At 52.2% G+C, this 16,314-nt stretch carries 9 protein-coding genes and 2 pseudogenes; 5 read left to right on the top strand and 6 right to left on the bottom strand.

Features of this window, described 5'->3' with window-relative positions; translation table 11 throughout:
- Window positions 1-278: 278 nt before the first annotated feature.
- Genes KNP85_RS03695 through KNP85_RS03685 form a run of 3 tightly spaced genes read left to right on the top strand, consistent with a single transcriptional unit; the run spans window position 279 to window position 4,079 of the window.
- Window positions 279-2,546 (top strand): ribonucleoside-diphosphate reductase subunit alpha, encoded by a 2,268-nt coding sequence (locus KNP85_RS03695; protein WP_035385654.1) that lies wholly within the window; start codon window positions 279-281, stop codon window positions 2,544-2,546.
- Window positions 2,547-2,575: 29 nt separating this feature from the next.
- A complete protein-coding gene (locus tag KNP85_RS03690; RefSeq protein WP_214801420.1) occupies window positions 2,576-3,082 on the top strand; it encodes a flavodoxin domain-containing protein in 507 nt (168 codons plus the stop codon).
- The gene (locus KNP85_RS03685) at window positions 3,039-4,079 is read left to right on the top strand and encodes a ribonucleotide-diphosphate reductase subunit beta (protein WP_058764045.1); all 1,041 of its coding nucleotides are present in this window, start codon (window positions 3,039-3,041) and stop codon (window positions 4,077-4,079) included. The genes KNP85_RS03690 and KNP85_RS03685 overlap by 44 nt, the downstream gene beginning before the upstream one ends.
- Before the next feature lie 54 nt (window positions 4,080-4,133).
- Here the strand turns inward: KNP85_RS03685 and KNP85_RS03680 are convergent, their stop codons facing one another.
- On the bottom strand, window positions 4,134-6,077 hold the full coding sequence (locus KNP85_RS03680) for an N-acetylmuramoyl-L-alanine amidase (RefSeq protein WP_214801417.1): 1,944 nt from the start codon (window positions 6,075-6,077) through the stop codon (window positions 4,134-4,136).
- Between the two features lie 128 nt (window positions 6,078-6,205).
- Window positions 6,206-6,994 carry a MazG nucleotide pyrophosphohydrolase domain-containing protein gene (locus KNP85_RS03675; protein ID WP_214801414.1) on the bottom strand — a complete coding sequence of 263 codons (789 nt, stop codon included), beginning with the start codon at window positions 6,992-6,994 and terminating at the stop codon, window positions 6,206-6,208.
- Window positions 6,995-7,079: 85 nt separating this feature from the next.
- Between KNP85_RS03675 and ytvI the strand changes: the two genes are divergently transcribed.
- Complete coding sequence (gene ytvI, locus KNP85_RS03670; RefSeq protein ID WP_214714527.1) at window positions 7,080-8,207, top strand: sporulation integral membrane protein YtvI; 1,128 nt, start codon at window positions 7,080-7,082, stop codon at window positions 8,205-8,207.
- Between the two features lie 4 nt (window positions 8,208-8,211).
- Here ytvI and KNP85_RS03665 read toward each other — a convergent pair whose 3' ends face one another.
- Window positions 8,212-8,871 carry a DUF429 domain-containing protein gene (locus KNP85_RS03665; RefSeq protein ID WP_058764053.1) on the bottom strand — a complete coding sequence of 220 codons (660 nt, stop codon included), beginning with the start codon at window positions 8,869-8,871 and terminating at the stop codon, window positions 8,212-8,214.
- Window positions 8,872-9,006: 135 nt separating this feature from the next.
- Window positions 9,007-10,449 carry a leucyl aminopeptidase gene (locus KNP85_RS03660; RefSeq protein ID WP_021065531.1) on the bottom strand — a complete coding sequence of 481 codons (1,443 nt, stop codon included), beginning with the start codon at window positions 10,447-10,449 and terminating at the stop codon, window positions 9,007-9,009.
- A 329-nt stretch (window positions 10,450-10,778) separates the two neighbouring features.
- On the opposite strand from KNP85_RS03660, the gene ptsP reads away from it, so the two are divergent.
- Window positions 10,779-12,497 (top strand): phosphoenolpyruvate--protein phosphotransferase, encoded by a 1,719-nt coding sequence (gene ptsP, locus KNP85_RS03655; protein ID WP_021065530.1) that lies wholly within the window; start codon window positions 10,779-10,781, stop codon window positions 12,495-12,497.
- A gap of 137 nt (window positions 12,498-12,634) precedes the next feature.
- Here the strand turns inward: ptsP and ptsG (KNP85_RS03650) are convergent.
- Both ptsG (KNP85_RS03650) and ptsG (KNP85_RS03645) read right to left on the bottom strand, forming a co-directional pair.
- Window positions 12,635-14,572 (bottom strand): annotated as a pseudogene (gene ptsG / locus KNP85_RS03650) (glucose-specific PTS transporter subunit IIBC); the annotation flags it as partial.
- Between the two features lie 140 nt (window positions 14,573-14,712).
- A pseudogene (ptsG, locus tag KNP85_RS03645) lies at window positions 14,713-16,212 on the bottom strand (glucose-specific PTS transporter subunit IIBC); the annotation flags it as partial.
- Window positions 16,213-16,314 lie beyond the last annotated feature (102 nt).

The following is a 16,314-nucleotide window of genomic DNA, read 5'->3' as shown; positions in this document are numbered from 1 at the left end:
TGTGCTGTCGTTTAACCGTCGCTCAAACTTTTTTCTATCTCAAATCTCATCTCAAATCGGATGACAGCGCCGTTTTTGAGTAAAAGTAATTCAAGCGTCTGCAGTTTGCCGAATGTTAAGATTGCAAAACTAAATATAGGTGATTTATGATTAAAAAGACAAGAAAACGTCAATATATAGTTAACGGATATTTATCACGTTCAGCTCACATTGACGTCGTATCGGACAAGTTCCGCTATACCTTTATAATATCTACATCCGAAGAAGGAGTGATCGTTTTGACATCCCCTATCCACCACGAGACGCTGTTGGCTGCGACACCAACGCTCGCTGACGTCTCGACATTGATCCAATCCCTTAAACAACGCTACCCACAACTCAGTGTTGAACGATATGAAGAACGGGCCGTTCGGGCGCTCGAAGGAAAGACACTGACACAAGATGTAGTATATGAACTCTTGACGATGCACGCCCTCGACATGTTGCAGGCAGAAGAGCCGGACTGGACGTTCGTTGCCACTGAGATGTACTTAAACCGCCTCTATTTAGAAGCGGCACGAAACCGTGGCTATGACGCCTCGATGCGTTACGGTGCGCTCTATCCGATGATTGAGACGCTCACGACAAAAGGCATCTTCACGTCGGCCCTACTCGATACGTACTCAAAAGAAGACATTGCCTACTTGGAGACGTTGATTGACCCGTCACGCGACCGCATGTTCACTTACATCGGTCTCCGGACGTTGTCGGACCGTTATCTCGGCCGTGACCATGTCAAGAACCTATACGAGTTACCGCAAGAGCGGTTCATGGTCATCGCCATGACGCTCATGCAAAAGGAGAATGCCGACCAGCGCGTCAAACTCGTCGAAGAAGCGTACTGGGCACTCTCGAATCTCTATATGACGGTTGCCACACCGACGCTCTCGAACGCCGGGAAATCGTACGGGCAGCTCAGCTCATGCTTCATCGATACGGTCGACGACTCACTCCGTGGCATCTACGATTCGAACACGGACGTGGCCACGCTCTCTAAAGGCGGCGGCGGGATCGGCGTCTATCTCGGCAAGATCCGCTCACGCGGCAGTGACATCAAAGGCTTCAAAGGTGTCTCGAGCGGCGCGCTGCCTTGGATGAAACAGTTGAACAACACGGCGGTCTCGGTCGACCAGCTCGGCATGCGCCAAGGCTCGATTGCCGTCTACCTCGACATTTGGCATAAGGACATCTTCGAGTTCCTCGATGCGAAATTAAATAACGGGGACGAGCGTCTCCGGACCCACGATTTGTTCACGGGCGTCTGTTTGCCAGACTTGTTCATGCGTACGGTCGAAGCCCGCGGTGACTGGCACTTGTTCGACCCGCACGAGATCCGGACGGTCATGGGCTTCAGCCTCGAAGACTTCTATGATGAGACAGAGAACGGCGGTTCATTCACGGAGAAATACATGGCTTGCGTCAATACGCCTGAACTGACTCGCGTCACGGTACCGGCCATTGACCTTGTCAAACGGTATATGCGCTCACAGCTCGAGACAGGAACGCCTTACATGTTCTTCCGCGACGCCGTGAACCGCGCCAACCCGAACAAACACGCCGGCATGATTTACAGCTCGAACCTCTGCTCAGAGATCGCGCAAAACATGTCGCCGACGACAATCGATGAAGAGTACACGGAAGACGGAAAAATCGTCATCACGAAGACACCTGGTGACTTCGTCGTCTGTAACTTGAGCTCAATCGCCCTCGCCCGGGCCGTCAAATCGGACGTCCTCGAGCGACTCATCCCGATTCAAATGCGGATGCTCGACAACGTCATCGACTTGAATACGATTGAAGTGCCACAGGCGATGATCACGAACCAGAAATACCGCGCCGTCGGACTCGGCACGTTCGGCTGGCATCACTTGCTCGCACTTGAAGGCATCCGTTGGGAATCGGTCGATGCCGTCCAGTACGCGGAGAAGCTGTACGAGAAAATCGCCTACTTGACGATTCAAGCCTCGATGGAACTCGCCAAAGAAAAAGGCGCGTTCGGGGTCTTCGAAGGATCGGAATGGCACACGGGTGAGTACTTCAAGCGCCGCAACTACCGCTCACACGACGAACTCGATTGGGACGGTCTCGCCGCAGCGGTCCATCAAAACGGTGTCCGCAACGCCTATATGATGGCGGTCGCTCCGAACTCGTCGACGGCCATCATCGCTGGCAGCACCGCGTCAATCGACCCGGTCTATAAGAAGGTCTACTCGGAAGAGAAGAAAAACTATAAGATTCCGGTGACGGTCCCTGACCTCAACTCGGAGACGAACTGGTTCTATAAATCAGCGTTCGAAGTCGATCAACTCTGGAGCATCCGTCAAAACGCGGCGCGCCAGCGTCACATCGACCAAGCAATCAGCTTCAACCTGTACGTCAAAAACGACGTCAAAGCGACCGAACTCCTCTCGATGCACCTCGAGGCGTGGTCGCTCGGAATGAAATCAATCTACTACACGCGTTCGACGACTGTTGAAGTCGACGAATGTGAATCGTGTGCTTCATAACGTCACGTAACAGAAAGGTGGGAACGACCATGCACATCGCCATCGTCTATAGTTCCATGAGTGGGAATACAGAAGAAGTCGCCGAGCTGATTCAGGAAAGCCACGTTAATCAGGGCGACCGCGTCGTCTTGTTCGAGGCGGACCGCATCGGCCATCGCGAAGCCCGATCGCTCGCCACGTACGACCTCGTCTATTTCGGATCGTACACGTGGGCCGACGGCGTCTTACCGGACGAAATGAAAGACACGTTCCGGCTCGTCTTGAAAGAGCTCGACGTGCCGCTTCGCCAAGCCGCCGTATTCGGGACCGGGGACAAGATGTTCGTCCACTTCTGTCGAGCGGTCGATGAGATGGCGTACCACCTTTCGAAATACGGGATCCCCCTCGCCGGTGAAACGTTGAAAATCGAGCAATCACCGCGCAATCAACCGTACAACGTCCGTCATTGGGCCGAACGGTTGGCTAGAAACGCCGAAGAAGGAGTATATGTCCATGAACATTCAAAAGATCAAACTACTGTCGCCCAAACATCCTAACCGGGCGACAGCCATTATCGGGGGCGAGACGAGTTCCATCGTGAATTGGAACGACATCGCCTATCCACAGTTTTATACCATCTATAAGCAACTGCTCTCAAACTTTTGGATCCCGGATGAGATTTCGATGTCCAAAGACATGCAGCAATGGCCACAGTTGACGGAGCGCGAGCAGGATGCCTTCAAACGCATCATCGGTCTGCTGTCAATCCTTGACTCGGTGCAGACGCGTTACATCCTCGAGTCGTCGATGTTCTCATCCGACTCGTCGGTGCACGCCGTGCTCGCCGTCATCGCTCAGCAAGAAGTCGTCCATAACCAATCGTATAGCTACGTCCTCTCGAGCCTCGTCCCGCTCAGCGAACAAAATCGTATTTTCGATATCGCCAAGGACGACGAGATGGTCATGAAACGCAATCAATTCATCTTGGACTTATATGAGGACTTCCGCGCCGATCAAACGGCCGAGACGTTTGCCAAATCGCTCGTCGCCTCAATCATTCTCGAAGGCATCAACTTCTATTCCGGTTTCGCCTACTTCTATAACTTGGCGCGCCATCAGAAGATGGTCGGCACGTCGACGATGATCAGTTACATCCAGCGCGACGAGATGCAGCACTCCTATTTCGTCAGCCAGTTGCTCCGGGCCGTCTTGACGGAAAATCCGGAGATTGACGCGGACGGTAGCTTCAGCCAGTTCGTCTACAACACGATGGCGGAAGCCGTCGACCTTGAAATCGAATGGTGTGAGTATGTGTTGCGTGATCTCGATGGACTCGACGTCAGCGAGATGCGCGACTACGTCAAATACCTCGCCAACAAGCGTCTCCGCGTCATCGGCTTGAACGATCTGTATGAAGGGTTCAATGAGGATGTCATGCCTTGGATTCGCGCTTATTCAGATGATTCATTGAACGCAACCAAGTCAGACTTCTTTGAACAAAAATCACGCTCGTACGCGAAAGTCACCGACGCCAACGGCTTCGACGACCTGTAAGCACAAAATCCCCCGACTCACGATGAGTCGGGGGATTTTTATAATGGATGAAGCTTAATGATAAGCGCGTACGTATTGGGCAATACCTTCCGCGACACCTTCTGCCATCCGTTGACGTGAGGTGTTATTTCGTAAATGTGTAACGTCTTGCGGAGATGAAATGAAGCCGAGTTCGACGAGGGCCGATGGCATCGTATTATAACTGATGACATAATAGTTCGCCGTCTTGACGCCACGGTTCGTCATCCCAGACATTTTCCCCATCAGATTGGATTGGATATTTGTCGCCAGGACACGGCTCTTGGCGCTATGGGCCGAATAAGACGAATAGAATGTTTCGACCCCTTTGGCCGCAGGCGTCGTCGCTGCGTTTGTATGCAAGCTGACGAACAAGTTGCCGCGAAGTGTCTTAGCGGTCTGAACGCGTTGATCGAGCGTCAAATAGACGTCCGTCGAGCGCGTTAACCGGACTTGATATCCATATTTCGACCGAAGATACGTCTCGACCCGCTTCGTCACGTCGAGGACGATCGTCTTCTCATAAAGTGATCCATTGACCGCTCCCGGGTCACCGCCTCCATGGCCCGCATCGAGGACGATGACGGCGCCACTCGTTGCATTCGGTTTAAGCGTCATCGCGTAAGCCGTTGAGATGTAGCCATCGCGGCCATTGTACTTGATTTTATAGAAACCGTTCGCCGAACCGTAATGGTCGACTTGAGTCCCGTGCGCGAGGCGACCGAGTACCGCCGAGCTCGCCGAAGCGCTCGCCCGAACGTTCAACACGTCTCCTGGTGTATTCGTGTACACTTTCCCTTTCGGCGTGGCCGCAGGGGCGGCCGGGGCCTTTCCAGCCGTCAGCCAAGACGTTGGCGTATAGAACGTCTCCGTTCCGATATAGACGACCGACCAGCTCGAATTATGTTTACTGTAAGTCACGGTCGTATACTTCGGCAATACGCGAGCGGCCGGTGAAGACTGAAGCGTTTTCTTGTAGAGGTTCGCATTCCGATTCGCATAGCCTTGTACTTTTTGAATGACCGGTGGCTTCGCTACAGGCGGTTTTGCTACCGGAGGCGCACCCGTCGTGATCCCAACTGTCGGCGTGTAGTACGTCTCGTTCCCGAGATAGACGACCGACCAGCTCGTGTTGTACTTGCTCGAGACGACCTTCGACTTAATCGGCAATACCTTCAACACCGTTGAACGTTGATTGCGCTGACCGAACAGCTTCAACTCACGGTTCGCGTAACCATCCGTTTTCACTACTGGCGGTTTTGTCGTCACCGGAGGAGTGGCTGGCGCTCCCGACGTAATCCAAGCGGTCGGCGTGAAGAACGTCTCATTGCCGAGATAGACGATTGACCAGCTCGTGTTGTACTTGCTCGAGACGACTTTCGACTTGACCGGAAGCACCTTCAATACGGTCGACCGTTGATTTCGTTCACCGAACAGCTTCAACGACCGGTTGGCATAACCATCCTCTTTCGTCACGGTCGGTGTCGAGGTGACGACTTTCGGGGCAATGTATGCTTTGGCCGCATAATACGTTTTGCCGCCGATATACACTTTTGCCCAAGACGAGTTGTGGACCGCATATTGGACGGTCGTGCCTTTTTTGAGCGTCCGATAGACAGTCGCTTTGCTATGGGCGGACACACGGATATTCAAGTTGACCGTGGTCACGCCTGTCGAAGTGGCCGCTTGCTTCGTTACGGTCGAAGATGGTGTAGCGATTCGCTTGATATACTGTGCTGAAGCATAATACGTACGACTGTTTAAATATATTTTGCTCCACTCTTTGTTATAAGTTCCATATTTTACTTTTGTTCCCTTTTTTAGCGTTTGAATCAATTTCCCGTTCGTGCTCGGTGTAGCGCGCACATTCAGATTGACAGTTGTTTCTCCTTCCAAAATAGCCGCTTCAGCTGACGGTATTTGGATTGAAAACAACAAGACAATCATGATGAGGGCAAGTTTAAAAAGCTTCATATCCATCCAAAATATTCCTTTCTTCTACGCGCATCGCAACTGACAACACCTTCATAGTAGCACATTGCTTTTATTAAAAAAGTAAATATTTGAAAAAATAATGAATACTTTTTACAAAAAAAGGGGAATGTTTTTTACCCTTGTTTTCGAACAATCAAGAACGAATCGGCACCATGCCGCTCGGTCTCGACCACGAAAGAGTCCGGGAGCTGGAAAGCTGCAGTCAACGAGCCGTTTGTTTGGAGCGGAGGTTCTGGCTGACGGATCACGAATCCATCAAGCCCTTCCACTTCGGCAATTTTTAAAAATCGCGTCAAATGCCCTTCTCGCTCTCTATATCGGCTCGCCTCCTCGAAAGGTTTAGCCGCCACCCCACCCCAATACCGTCCTTGGACGTGTTCCGAATAGACGCGGACCGACGCTTCCGTGATCGGGTCCGGGGTATGGTCGAAACGTCCGAAGTCCCGGGATGACTTGTCTTCGATGAGTGAGCCAATCGCTGCATATAAATCAAAGTCGTTTTGGGACGCAAGGTCGAGGACCCCTCGTTGGACAGCCTCGATATGTCGCTGCAACGAACCCGGCGTCGCGGACGCCTTCAGTTTTTTGTCCCCTTCATAGGCGTTTAAAATCCGTCCGACTTCCCCGGCCTCACGAACGAGCCGATAGTACGTCTTGTCCTGCGCCTCCTTACCATTTCCGGCCTCTTGACGCTGAAGCGTGATGGCGTACTGGTTCGCCAGACACGTCGAAATGACGAACACGTCCATCAGTTCTTCCCGTAGCGCCGATTGGTCGTTCGCATACAATGCTCCGCCGACTTCACCGACTTCTTCTAGCAGTCGGGCCAACCCCGATAATGGCCGCCAATAGCCACCTAAATGAATAATCATTTGATCGATTCGTCGTTGTAATTCCTTCATATTTAATCACCTATCCATCCTCTTTATTTACCGCCTGCGTGGTATACTATGCTCAATCAAATTGTTAAGAAAGGGGCTATGCATCTTGTCGCCAGCCAGACTATGGCAATTACTTCGTTTCCTGCTCGTCATCATCGGCCTCGTCTTCGTCATCTGGGGACTGAGTGTCCTCTTCACGTACACGTATCCATTCGTGTTCGCTCTCTTGTTATCCTTGTTGACGGTTCCACTCGTCAATTGGTTCGAGCGTGAGACCAAGTTACCACGTGCCCTCGGCACACTCGTTTCTTTGTTGATTGTCATGAGCGTCGTCAGCGGAATCATCGCCATCGTCGTGACGCAACTCATTCGCTACTTGACGATCGCCGCCGAAAAACTACCTGCCCAGATTGAAACGTTCACCGAATACATACAACGCCTATTCAATGAAAAACTCGCCCCGTTGGTCAACGATGCGTACGACAGCATCCAACGGCTGAACCCCGAACAGGCGAACTCGCTCGAAGGCGGCATCACCGAAATCGGTGTCCAACTCGGCGCCGCGATCGGCGTCTTGTCCCGAGGTGTCGCCGGCTTGTTGCAGGACATCTTGAGCGCGTTGCCGCTCGTCTTGCTCTTGTTCATCGTCATCGTGCTCGCCTGGTTCTTCATCACGAAAGACTGGCCGAATTATATGAAGTCTATCGCTCGCTTGAATGAACGAAAAGGCTTCAAGGAGTTCGAGCTCGTCATGACGAATTTACGCTCGGCACTGTTCGGTTACGTCCGCGCGCAATTGACGCTCATCTCGATCACGTTCGGAATCGTCTTAATCGGCATGTTCATCCTTCGTGTCGACAATCCGTTCTCGTTCGCCCTGCTCGCGGCCATCTTTGACTTGTTGCCGTACCTCGGTGTCGGAACGCTGTTATTGCCGTGGGCCGCCTATGCCGCCGTCACGGGCGAATGGTTCCTCGCGATCGGGCTCGTCGTCCTCTATATCGTCGTTATCGTGCAACGCAATCTGGCCGAACCGAAAATCGTCGGCTCTCACATCGGCCTCGACCCGCTCGCCGCCCTCATCTCGATTTTTGTCGGGCTCCAGCTGTTCGGTGTACTCGGCTTCATTTTAGGGCCGGTATTGGCCGTCCTGCTCAAAGCCCTCTATAACGCCCAAGTGTTCCACTATATGTGGAAGTTCGTCATCGGGCCGACGACACCAAAAGAGCGATGACACGTCATCGCTCTTTTGTCTTCGGCACCGCCACGAACGGTGCCCCTTCAGTTTGGTCCGGATGCGTCACCATCCCGGTCGTGCCCGCCTCATAGGCGGCAACGGCCAAAATACAGGCGTCGATGATATCATCGACTTGCACGTTCGACATCTTCCATTTCCATGGCGAGCTGTTCGAATAACGGCGCAACAACTCGATCCGTTCGAGCTCTCCCGCCTCGGTCTTCTTGCTGAAGGCCGCCTCGTTCCCCGTCATGACGGCAAAACACACTTCAGGATGCGACTCGTAGACATCTGCATCCGTGATCGTTTGAAACTCACGGATACGCGGCACCAAGTTCCACGCCTGTTTACTGATCCCTTTTCCGACCAGTTCCCGGCTCTTCGCATTCGCCTCGGCATAGGACGCCTCCATGAGCACGTCTTGAATCGGCGGCGTGAAGATGGACGACTTCCGCTGCTTCAGTTGTGACCGCATCCAGGCATCACACGACCGGTCCGGCGCATCAATCGTCGCCAAGTCTTTCGGCATGTCGACAAAATGGACGGCCCCTTCAATCAATAAATCTTCCAACTTTTCTGAGATGGTCAAACAGAGCGAGATGCTGTCGTACGTGATTCGTACCCAGCTCCCGCGCGCGCCATCAATTCCTACTCCGACCACGTCGTCCCTCCTGCATCAAAAACAATATTCCGAGCACCGCGCATAAGACGGTCACTCCCAACAACCATTGACTCGGCCAAGCCGTGTATCCGAGTCCGGAGACGACGGCTAAGCCAATCAATAACAATCCTGACTTCAACGTTTCCACTCTTCGAGCATCAATGCGAGCGTGCGCACCATGACCCCAGTCGGTCCTTTTGGTCCGAGATCGCTTGCCGCCGAACGTTCACTCGTCCCGGCGATATCGAGGTGGAGCCAAGGCGTGTCGCCGACAAACTCACCGACGAACGCGCCACCAAAGATCATATGCCCATAACGGCCCGGCGAGTTGTTCAAATCTGCGACTTCTGATTTCCGGACTTGTTTAATGAAGACGTCGAAGTATGGCATTTGCCAGACGAGTTCATTCGTCTCTCGGCTCGCAGCTTCTAAGGCGCCGTAGAGCGACGCATCGTTCGTCAGGCAACCAGTCACTTCTGTGCCGAGTGCGACGAGCACACCGCCCGTGAGCGTCGCCACATCGATGATGGCTTGTGGTTCATACGTCTTGGCAAACGTGACTGCGTCAGCGAGGACGAGACGACCTTCTGCGTCGGTGTTGAGCACTTCAATCGTCTTCCCGCTCATCGCCGTGATGACATCATCCGGTTTGAACGCGTCCCCTGAGATCATGTTGTCCGTCGATGGGATGACGCCGATGACGTTCACGTTCGGTTTCGTCGTCGCAAGCGTCTCGAATAGGCCGAGCACGGTCGCCGCGCCCCCCATGTCGCCTTTCATACCGACGATGCCGTCTTTCGGCTTGATTGAGTAACCACCTGTATCAAACGTGATTCCTTTTCCGACGACGGCGACGGGCGCTGCATCGCCTGCACCGTGGTATTCGAGGACAATCAATTTCGGCGGGATGGTCGACCCTTGATTGACGGCGAGCAGTGCACCCATCCCGAGCGCCTCCATCTCTTCCTTCTCCAAGATGCGATGGCTGAAGCCATGACGTTCGGCCAATTCGACCGCATAGTCCGCGAGTGTTTCCGACGTCAAAATATTGGCCGGCATCATCGTGAGCGTCCGTGCGACATTGACACCGCGTCCGTAAGCGGCACCCGTCAACGCCTCTTCCTCTACACCAGCACCGAGCAACGTGATCGTCACGTCTGACTTCGCCGGCTTCGGTTCAGATTTGTATGTAGGGTGCTCATATGTCGCCATCTCATACGCTTCGGCAAACAATTTCGCCGTGTTCGGTCCGAACGTGTCGAGCGCGACCGCGACGTTTGTGAAGGCGCGTGCTTTAATTTGTTTCGCGACTTTCCCGAACCAATTGCGCACGTTCTCAGGCGTATTCTCGTTGCGTTGTCCAAGACCGACGAATAGGATGCGTTTGACCGTTCCTTCGAACGTCGGGACGATGGACAGTTCCCCTGTTTTCGTCGAGATGTCCGACGCTTGGATGAGCGACTTGACGCGCCCGTTAAACAACGTATCGAGGCCTTCGTCAATCGTGTCGGCCGCACCGATTCCGACGACGATCGTGTCGTATGAACCGTTCCAATCTAAATCCTTCACTTGATACATGTTTGCCACTTCCCTTCTTTATATATGGTTAGCATAACGAACTTCGGCGAAATAATGAAACAGTATGCGTAAGAGTCATGAATTCTTCGAATTCAGGCGTTAACTCCTCGTTGTGACGATGATTTATTTTATGATAGGATAAGAAAGTACGCAATCAGGCATCCCTCACTGTTGAGGCGAGGCCATTTTGTTCGGTCGAGGCTTCCCCTAGTAGTAGACCGTTGCTACTTTAATCTTCCAGGTTTTCGTTAGTTCCTTTTTCATTTCGGGTAAGAACTAACGAGATAACATTGGAAACCACTATTTCTTTGAAGAGAGGGACTACGCTTATGTCACACATTAAAGGTATTGGCGCATCTGCAGGAATCGCAGTTGCGAAAGCATTCGTCATGGAGACACCTTCATTCGACATCCCGACAAACAAAATCGAGGACGTAGCAGCTGAGAAAGCCCGTTTCCAAGCGGCCATCGCTCAGTCAAAAACAGAACTCGAAGAAATCCGTCAAATCACGCTTCGTGAGCTCGGTGAAGACAAGGCTGAGATTTTCTCGGCTCACTTGCTCATCGTCGAGGATCCTGAGATCGTCTCACAAGTGAACGACAAAATTGAAAGCGAACACATGAACGCTGCGAAGGCGCTCGATGAAGTCGCTCAAATGATGGTCATGATCTTTGAATCGATGGATAACGAGTACATGCGTGAGCGCGCAGCAGACGTTCGTGACGTCACGAAACGTGTCATGGCGCACATTCTCGGTGTCACGTTCATGACGCCAGCCTCAATCTCAGAAGAAGTCATCATCATCGCTGAAGATTTGACGCCGTCTGATACAGCTCAGCTCAACCGTAAGTACGTCAAAGGATTCGCGACAAACATCGGTGGACGTACGTCTCACTCGGCAATCATGTCTCGTTCACTCGAGATCCCTGCCGTCGTCGGTACAAAAGTAGCACTCGAAGAAATCAAAAATGGCGATCTCGTCGTCATTGACGGGACAGAGGGCGACGTGTTCGTCAACCCGTCTGAAGAACTCGTCAACGAATATAACGAAAAACGCGCTGCATTCGAAGCGTATAAAGAAGAGTTGAAACAACTCGTCAACGAAGAGTCGATCACAGCCGACGGCCACAAGGTCAAACTTGCAGCGAACATCGGTACACCGAACGACCTCGAAGGCGTATTGAAAAACGGCGCTGACGCCATCGGTCTTTACCGGACTGAGTTCCTCTACATGGACTCGGAAACGTTCCCGACGGAAGAAGAGCAGTATACAGCTTATAAAGCAGTCATCGAAGGTATGGACGGCAAACAAGTCGTCATCCGTACGCTCGATATCGGTGGAGATAAAGAATTGTCTTACCTCGACCTTCCAAAAGAGATGAACCCGTTCCTCGGCTATCGTGCGATTCGCCTTTGCCTCGAAGAGACGGACTTGTTCCGCACACAGCTTCGCGCGCTTCTCCGTGCCTCAGCGCACGGTGACCTCGCCATCATGTTCCCAATGATCGCGACGCTTGAAGAGTTCCGTGCTGCGAAAGCCATCTTGCTTGAAGAAGAAGCGAAGTTGAAGACAGAAGGAATTGCTGTCGGTAACTACGAAACTGGGATGATGGTCGAGATTCCATCGACTGCCGTCATGGCGAAGCAATTCGCGAAAGAAGTCGACTTCTTCTCAGTCGGCACGAACGACTTGATTCAATACACGATGGCAGCGGACCGCATGAACGAGAAAGTCTCGTACTTGTACCAACCGTTCAACCCGGCCATCTTGAACTTGCTCCACAACGTCATCACAGAAGCACACAAAGCCGGTAAATGGGTCGGTATGTGTGGAGAGATGGCTGGAGAAGAGCTTGCGATTCCAATCCTGCTCGGACTCGGTCTTGACGAATTCTCGATGTCGGCTTCAAGCGTCCTTCGCGCACGTAGCCTCGTGAAGCGTTTGACGAAGTCGGAAACAGAAGCAATCGTCAACGACGTCCTCAACATGGATACAGCTGAAGAAGTCGTGAACTTCCTCAGTGAAAAATTCGATATTAAGAAGTAACACAAAAAAAGAAGTTCTCGCGGTTGCGAGAGCTTCTTTTTTGTTTACTCGGCTCCTTTGTCATCCGTTCTGAAGTCGAGCGCTTCCCCGGCGACGACCGTCTCTCCGAATGGGACGAAGACGATTTTGCCGTCTCCGTTCGTCCAGATGATCGGCGTGATGAGCGATGGGACTTTGTCACGAATCAAGTTGAGGTCGACATCGAGCAAGACGTCCCCTGCTTCGACCCGGTCGCCTTCTTTCACTTTGGCGACGAAGCCTTCTCCTTTCAGGTTGACCGTGTCGAGTCCGACGTGGATGAGAATCTCTCGTCCGTCGTCCGCGAGTAGGCCGATTGCATGTTTCGTCGGGAAGAACGTGGTGATTTGACCGGTGACCGGCGCAACGACTTGTCCCGAGCTCGGCTCGATGGCAAATCCTTCACCCATCATCCGGCCCGAAAAGACTTGGTCCGGCACATCGTCAAGCGATAAGATGACACCCGACATCGGGGCAAGGAATCGATGATCGGCATGTTCGGCCGCTTCCGGTGTGATGACAGCTTTTTCTTTCGGTTTATATTCGCCGCCTTCGATGATGGCCGCGATTTGTGATTTGAGCGTATCCGATTTCGGACCGAAGATGGCTTGAATGTTATCCCCGACCTCGAGCACTCCGGCCGCTCCCAAATCTTTCAGCAAGTCTTTATCGACTTGTTTGACATCGTTCACAGTGACACGCAAGCGTGTGATACAAGCATCGAGGTGTTTGATGTTATCCGGTCCACCGAGTCCAACGAGCACCTCATACGGTAAATCATCTCCGACGACGGCGCGGGCGCCTTTGCCTTCAGCGACGGTTTCACGTCCCGGTACTTTCAAGTCGAACTTCGTGATTGCGAAACGGAACCCAAAGTAATAGATGACCGCGAAAACGAGACCGACTGGAATGACGAGCCACCAGGCTGTCCGGTTCGGCAACACCCCGAACAAGAGATAGTCGATGAGTCCGCCCGAGAATGTCATCCCGATTTTAACATTGAGCAAGTGCATGGTCATAAAGGAAAGTCCAGCGAAGACGGCATGAATACCAAAGAGAAGAGGTGCAACGAAGACGAACGAGAATTCGACCGGCTCGGTGATTCCCGTCAAGAATGAAGTGAGGGCTGCTGAGAAGTAAAGTCCTTCAACGTCTTTGCGACGTTCTTTCGGGACAGTATGGAACATGGCGAGACAAGCGGCAGGTAATCCGAACATCATGAACGGGAATTTGCCGGTCATATACGTACCGGCTGTAAATTCGACCCCGTCACGAAGCTGGGCGAAGAAGATCCGTTGGTCCCCTTGGACGAGATCCCCCGCTTGGTTCGTATATTCCCCGAACTGGAACCAAAACGGAGAGTACCAGATGTGATGCAGACCGAACGGGATTAGTGAACGTTCGACCAAACCGAAGACGAAGGCGGAGACCGCGACGTTCGCTTCAATGATCGTGCTCGAGAACGTGTTGATCGCTGAACCGATTGGCGGCCAAATATAGGCGAGGGCAATCCCGATCAATAAGCTGAACGCGGCGGTCGCGATTGGCACGAATCGTTTCCCTGCAAAGAACCCTAAGAAATCCGGCAACTTGATGTTGAAGTACTTGTTGTACGCGAATGCGGCAATCAAACCGGCAATGATACCCCCGAATACCCCCATTTGGAGCGTCGGAATCCCGAGTACCGTGGCATAGGCCGGGTCTCCTTGAGCTATTTCCGCGGTAATACCGTTCCACGTGCTGATAACCTTGTTCATAATCAAATAACCAACGATAGCTGCTAACCCGGCAACACCGTCCCCGTTGGCTAGCCCGATGGCGACACCGACGGCGAACAGAAGACCTAGATTGGCAAACACGATATCCCCGGCATCTGTCATAACTTGCCAGACGAGGACGAGTGAATCGTTTGCCAAGAAAGGTAAGAGCGAAACGAGATCAGGGTTTTGGAACGCGGTACCAAATGCGAGTAATAGACCGGCTGCCGGTAGAATCGCAACCGGAAGCATGAGTGCCTTCCCGATTCGCTGCAAAACACCAAACACTTTCTTCCACATCATGGTTCCCTCCTTTTGTCAGAATACTTACTTTTCCCCATCTGCCAGTAGGCTGAAACCGTTTCACCCATACAAAAAAAGCCAACCCATAATGGATTGGCTTATAGCTTCAATTAGTTAGCTTTCTTTTCGTTACCTGAAGCGATGACCGCTTGCATTTCTGATTTCAACGCATCCGAACGTGGTCCGAAGATGGCTTGAATGTTGTTACCGACTTCAAGGACACCAGCTGCTCCAAGGCGTTTCAACTCTTCTTTGTTGACTTGGCTCTTATCTTTTACTTCGACGCGGAGACGTGTGATACATGCGTCAAGGTGTTTGATGTTTTGTGAACCACCGAAACCAACGAGGATATCTTGTGCAAGTTCCGAACCTGTAGCAGTTGATTGCTCAACGACTTCATCTTCACGGCCCGGTGTTTTAAGGTTGAACTTACGGATAACGAAGCGGAATCCGAAGTAGTAAACGACTGCGAACACGAGACCGACTGGAATGACGAGCCACCAGTCTGTACGGTTAGGAAGTACACCGAAGAGAAGGTAGTCGATCAAACCGCCCGAGAACGTCATCCCGATTTTGACGTTCAAGATGTGCATGACCATGAATGAAAGGCCCGCGAAGACTGCGTGTACTGCGAACAAGAGTGGAGCAACGAACAAGAATGAGAACTCGATCGGCTCAGTGATACCAGTCAAGAACGATGTAAGTGCTGCCGAAGCCAAGAGACCACCGACGACTGCTTTACGTTCAGGACGTGCTTCGTGGTACATTGCGAGTGCTGCTGCTGGAAGACCGAACATCATGAACGGGTACTTACCAGTCATGAACGTACCGGCTGTGAGCTCAGCGCCATCACGAATTTGTGCGAAGAAGATAGCTTGGTCACCACGAACGATGTTACCCGCTGCATCCGTGTACGAGCCGAACTCGAACCAGAATGGTGAGTAGAAGATGTGGTGAAGACCGAATGGAATCAATGAACGTTCGATCAAACCGAAGATGAATGCCGCGAACGTGCGGTTTTCAGTCAACATGAAGTTTGAGAACGTGTTCAAGCCGTGCTGAACTGGTGGCCAGATGAGAAGCATGACGAAACCAGCGACAACTGCCAATACCGCAGTAACGATTGGGACGAAACGCTTACCAGCGAAGAAGCCAAGGAATTGCGGCAACTCGATGTTGAAGTACTTATTATATGCCCAGGCGGCGATCAGACCGACGATGATCCCTCCGAATACCCCAGTTTGGAGCGTTGGAATCCCGAGTACTGATGCGTAAGCCGGATCACCTTGTGCGATGATTTCAGGTGTGAGTTCGAGCCAAACACCCATAACTTTGTTCATGATGAGGAATCCGACGATGGCTGCGAGTCCGGCAACGCCGTCCCCTGCTAAACCGATTGCGACACCGACTGCGAATAAGAGTGCTAAGTTCGAGAAGATAATGCCACCCGCTTGCTCCATGAGCTGAGCGAATTTCACAACGCCTTCGTTCGTTAACCAACCAGCGCGTGATGTAAGGGCCGGGTTTTGCATCGCGTTACCGAATGCAAGAAGAAGACCGGCTGCCGGCAAAATCGCAACAGGAAGCATAAGTGCTTTACCGACTTTTTGAAGAACACCAAAGATCTGCTTAAACATGATAAATCCTCCTTTTTGTGATTGTTTCGTGCGGAAAGACGACTGTAGATGTCAGACAACCGACGTATCTAAACGTTTTCATAATAAACGTTTATAAAAACA

The organism is Exiguobacterium sp. s194 (assembly GCF_018618275.1).
Taxonomy (GTDB): domain Bacteria; phylum Bacillota; class Bacilli; order Exiguobacteriales; family Exiguobacteriaceae; genus Exiguobacterium; species Exiguobacterium chiriqhucha.
This window is presented reverse-complemented; position numbering and strand designations above follow the sequence as displayed.

Excerpts from the sequence above, each read along its gene's own strand:
- KNP85_RS03690 (WP_214801420.1), top strand. The coding sequence starts at position 2,576 with ATGCACATCGCCATCGTCTATAGTTCCATGAGTGGGAATACAGAAGAA.
- KNP85_RS03685 (WP_058764045.1), top strand. The coding sequence starts at position 3,039 with ATGAACATTCAAAAGATCAAACTACTGTCGCCCAAACATCCTAACCGG.
- KNP85_RS03680 (WP_214801417.1), bottom strand. The coding sequence starts at position 6,077 with ATGGATATGAAGCTTTTTAAACTTGCCCTCATCATGATTGTCTTGTTG.
- KNP85_RS03675 (WP_214801414.1), bottom strand. The coding sequence starts at position 6,994 with ATGAAGGAATTACAACGACGAATCGATCAAATGATTATTCATTTAGGT.
- KNP85_RS03660 (WP_021065531.1), bottom strand. The coding sequence starts at position 10,449 with ATGTATCAAGTGAAGGATTTAGATTGGAACGGTTCATACGACACGATC.
- ptsP (WP_021065530.1), top strand. The coding sequence starts at position 10,779 with ATGTCACACATTAAAGGTATTGGCGCATCTGCAGGAATCGCAGTTGCG.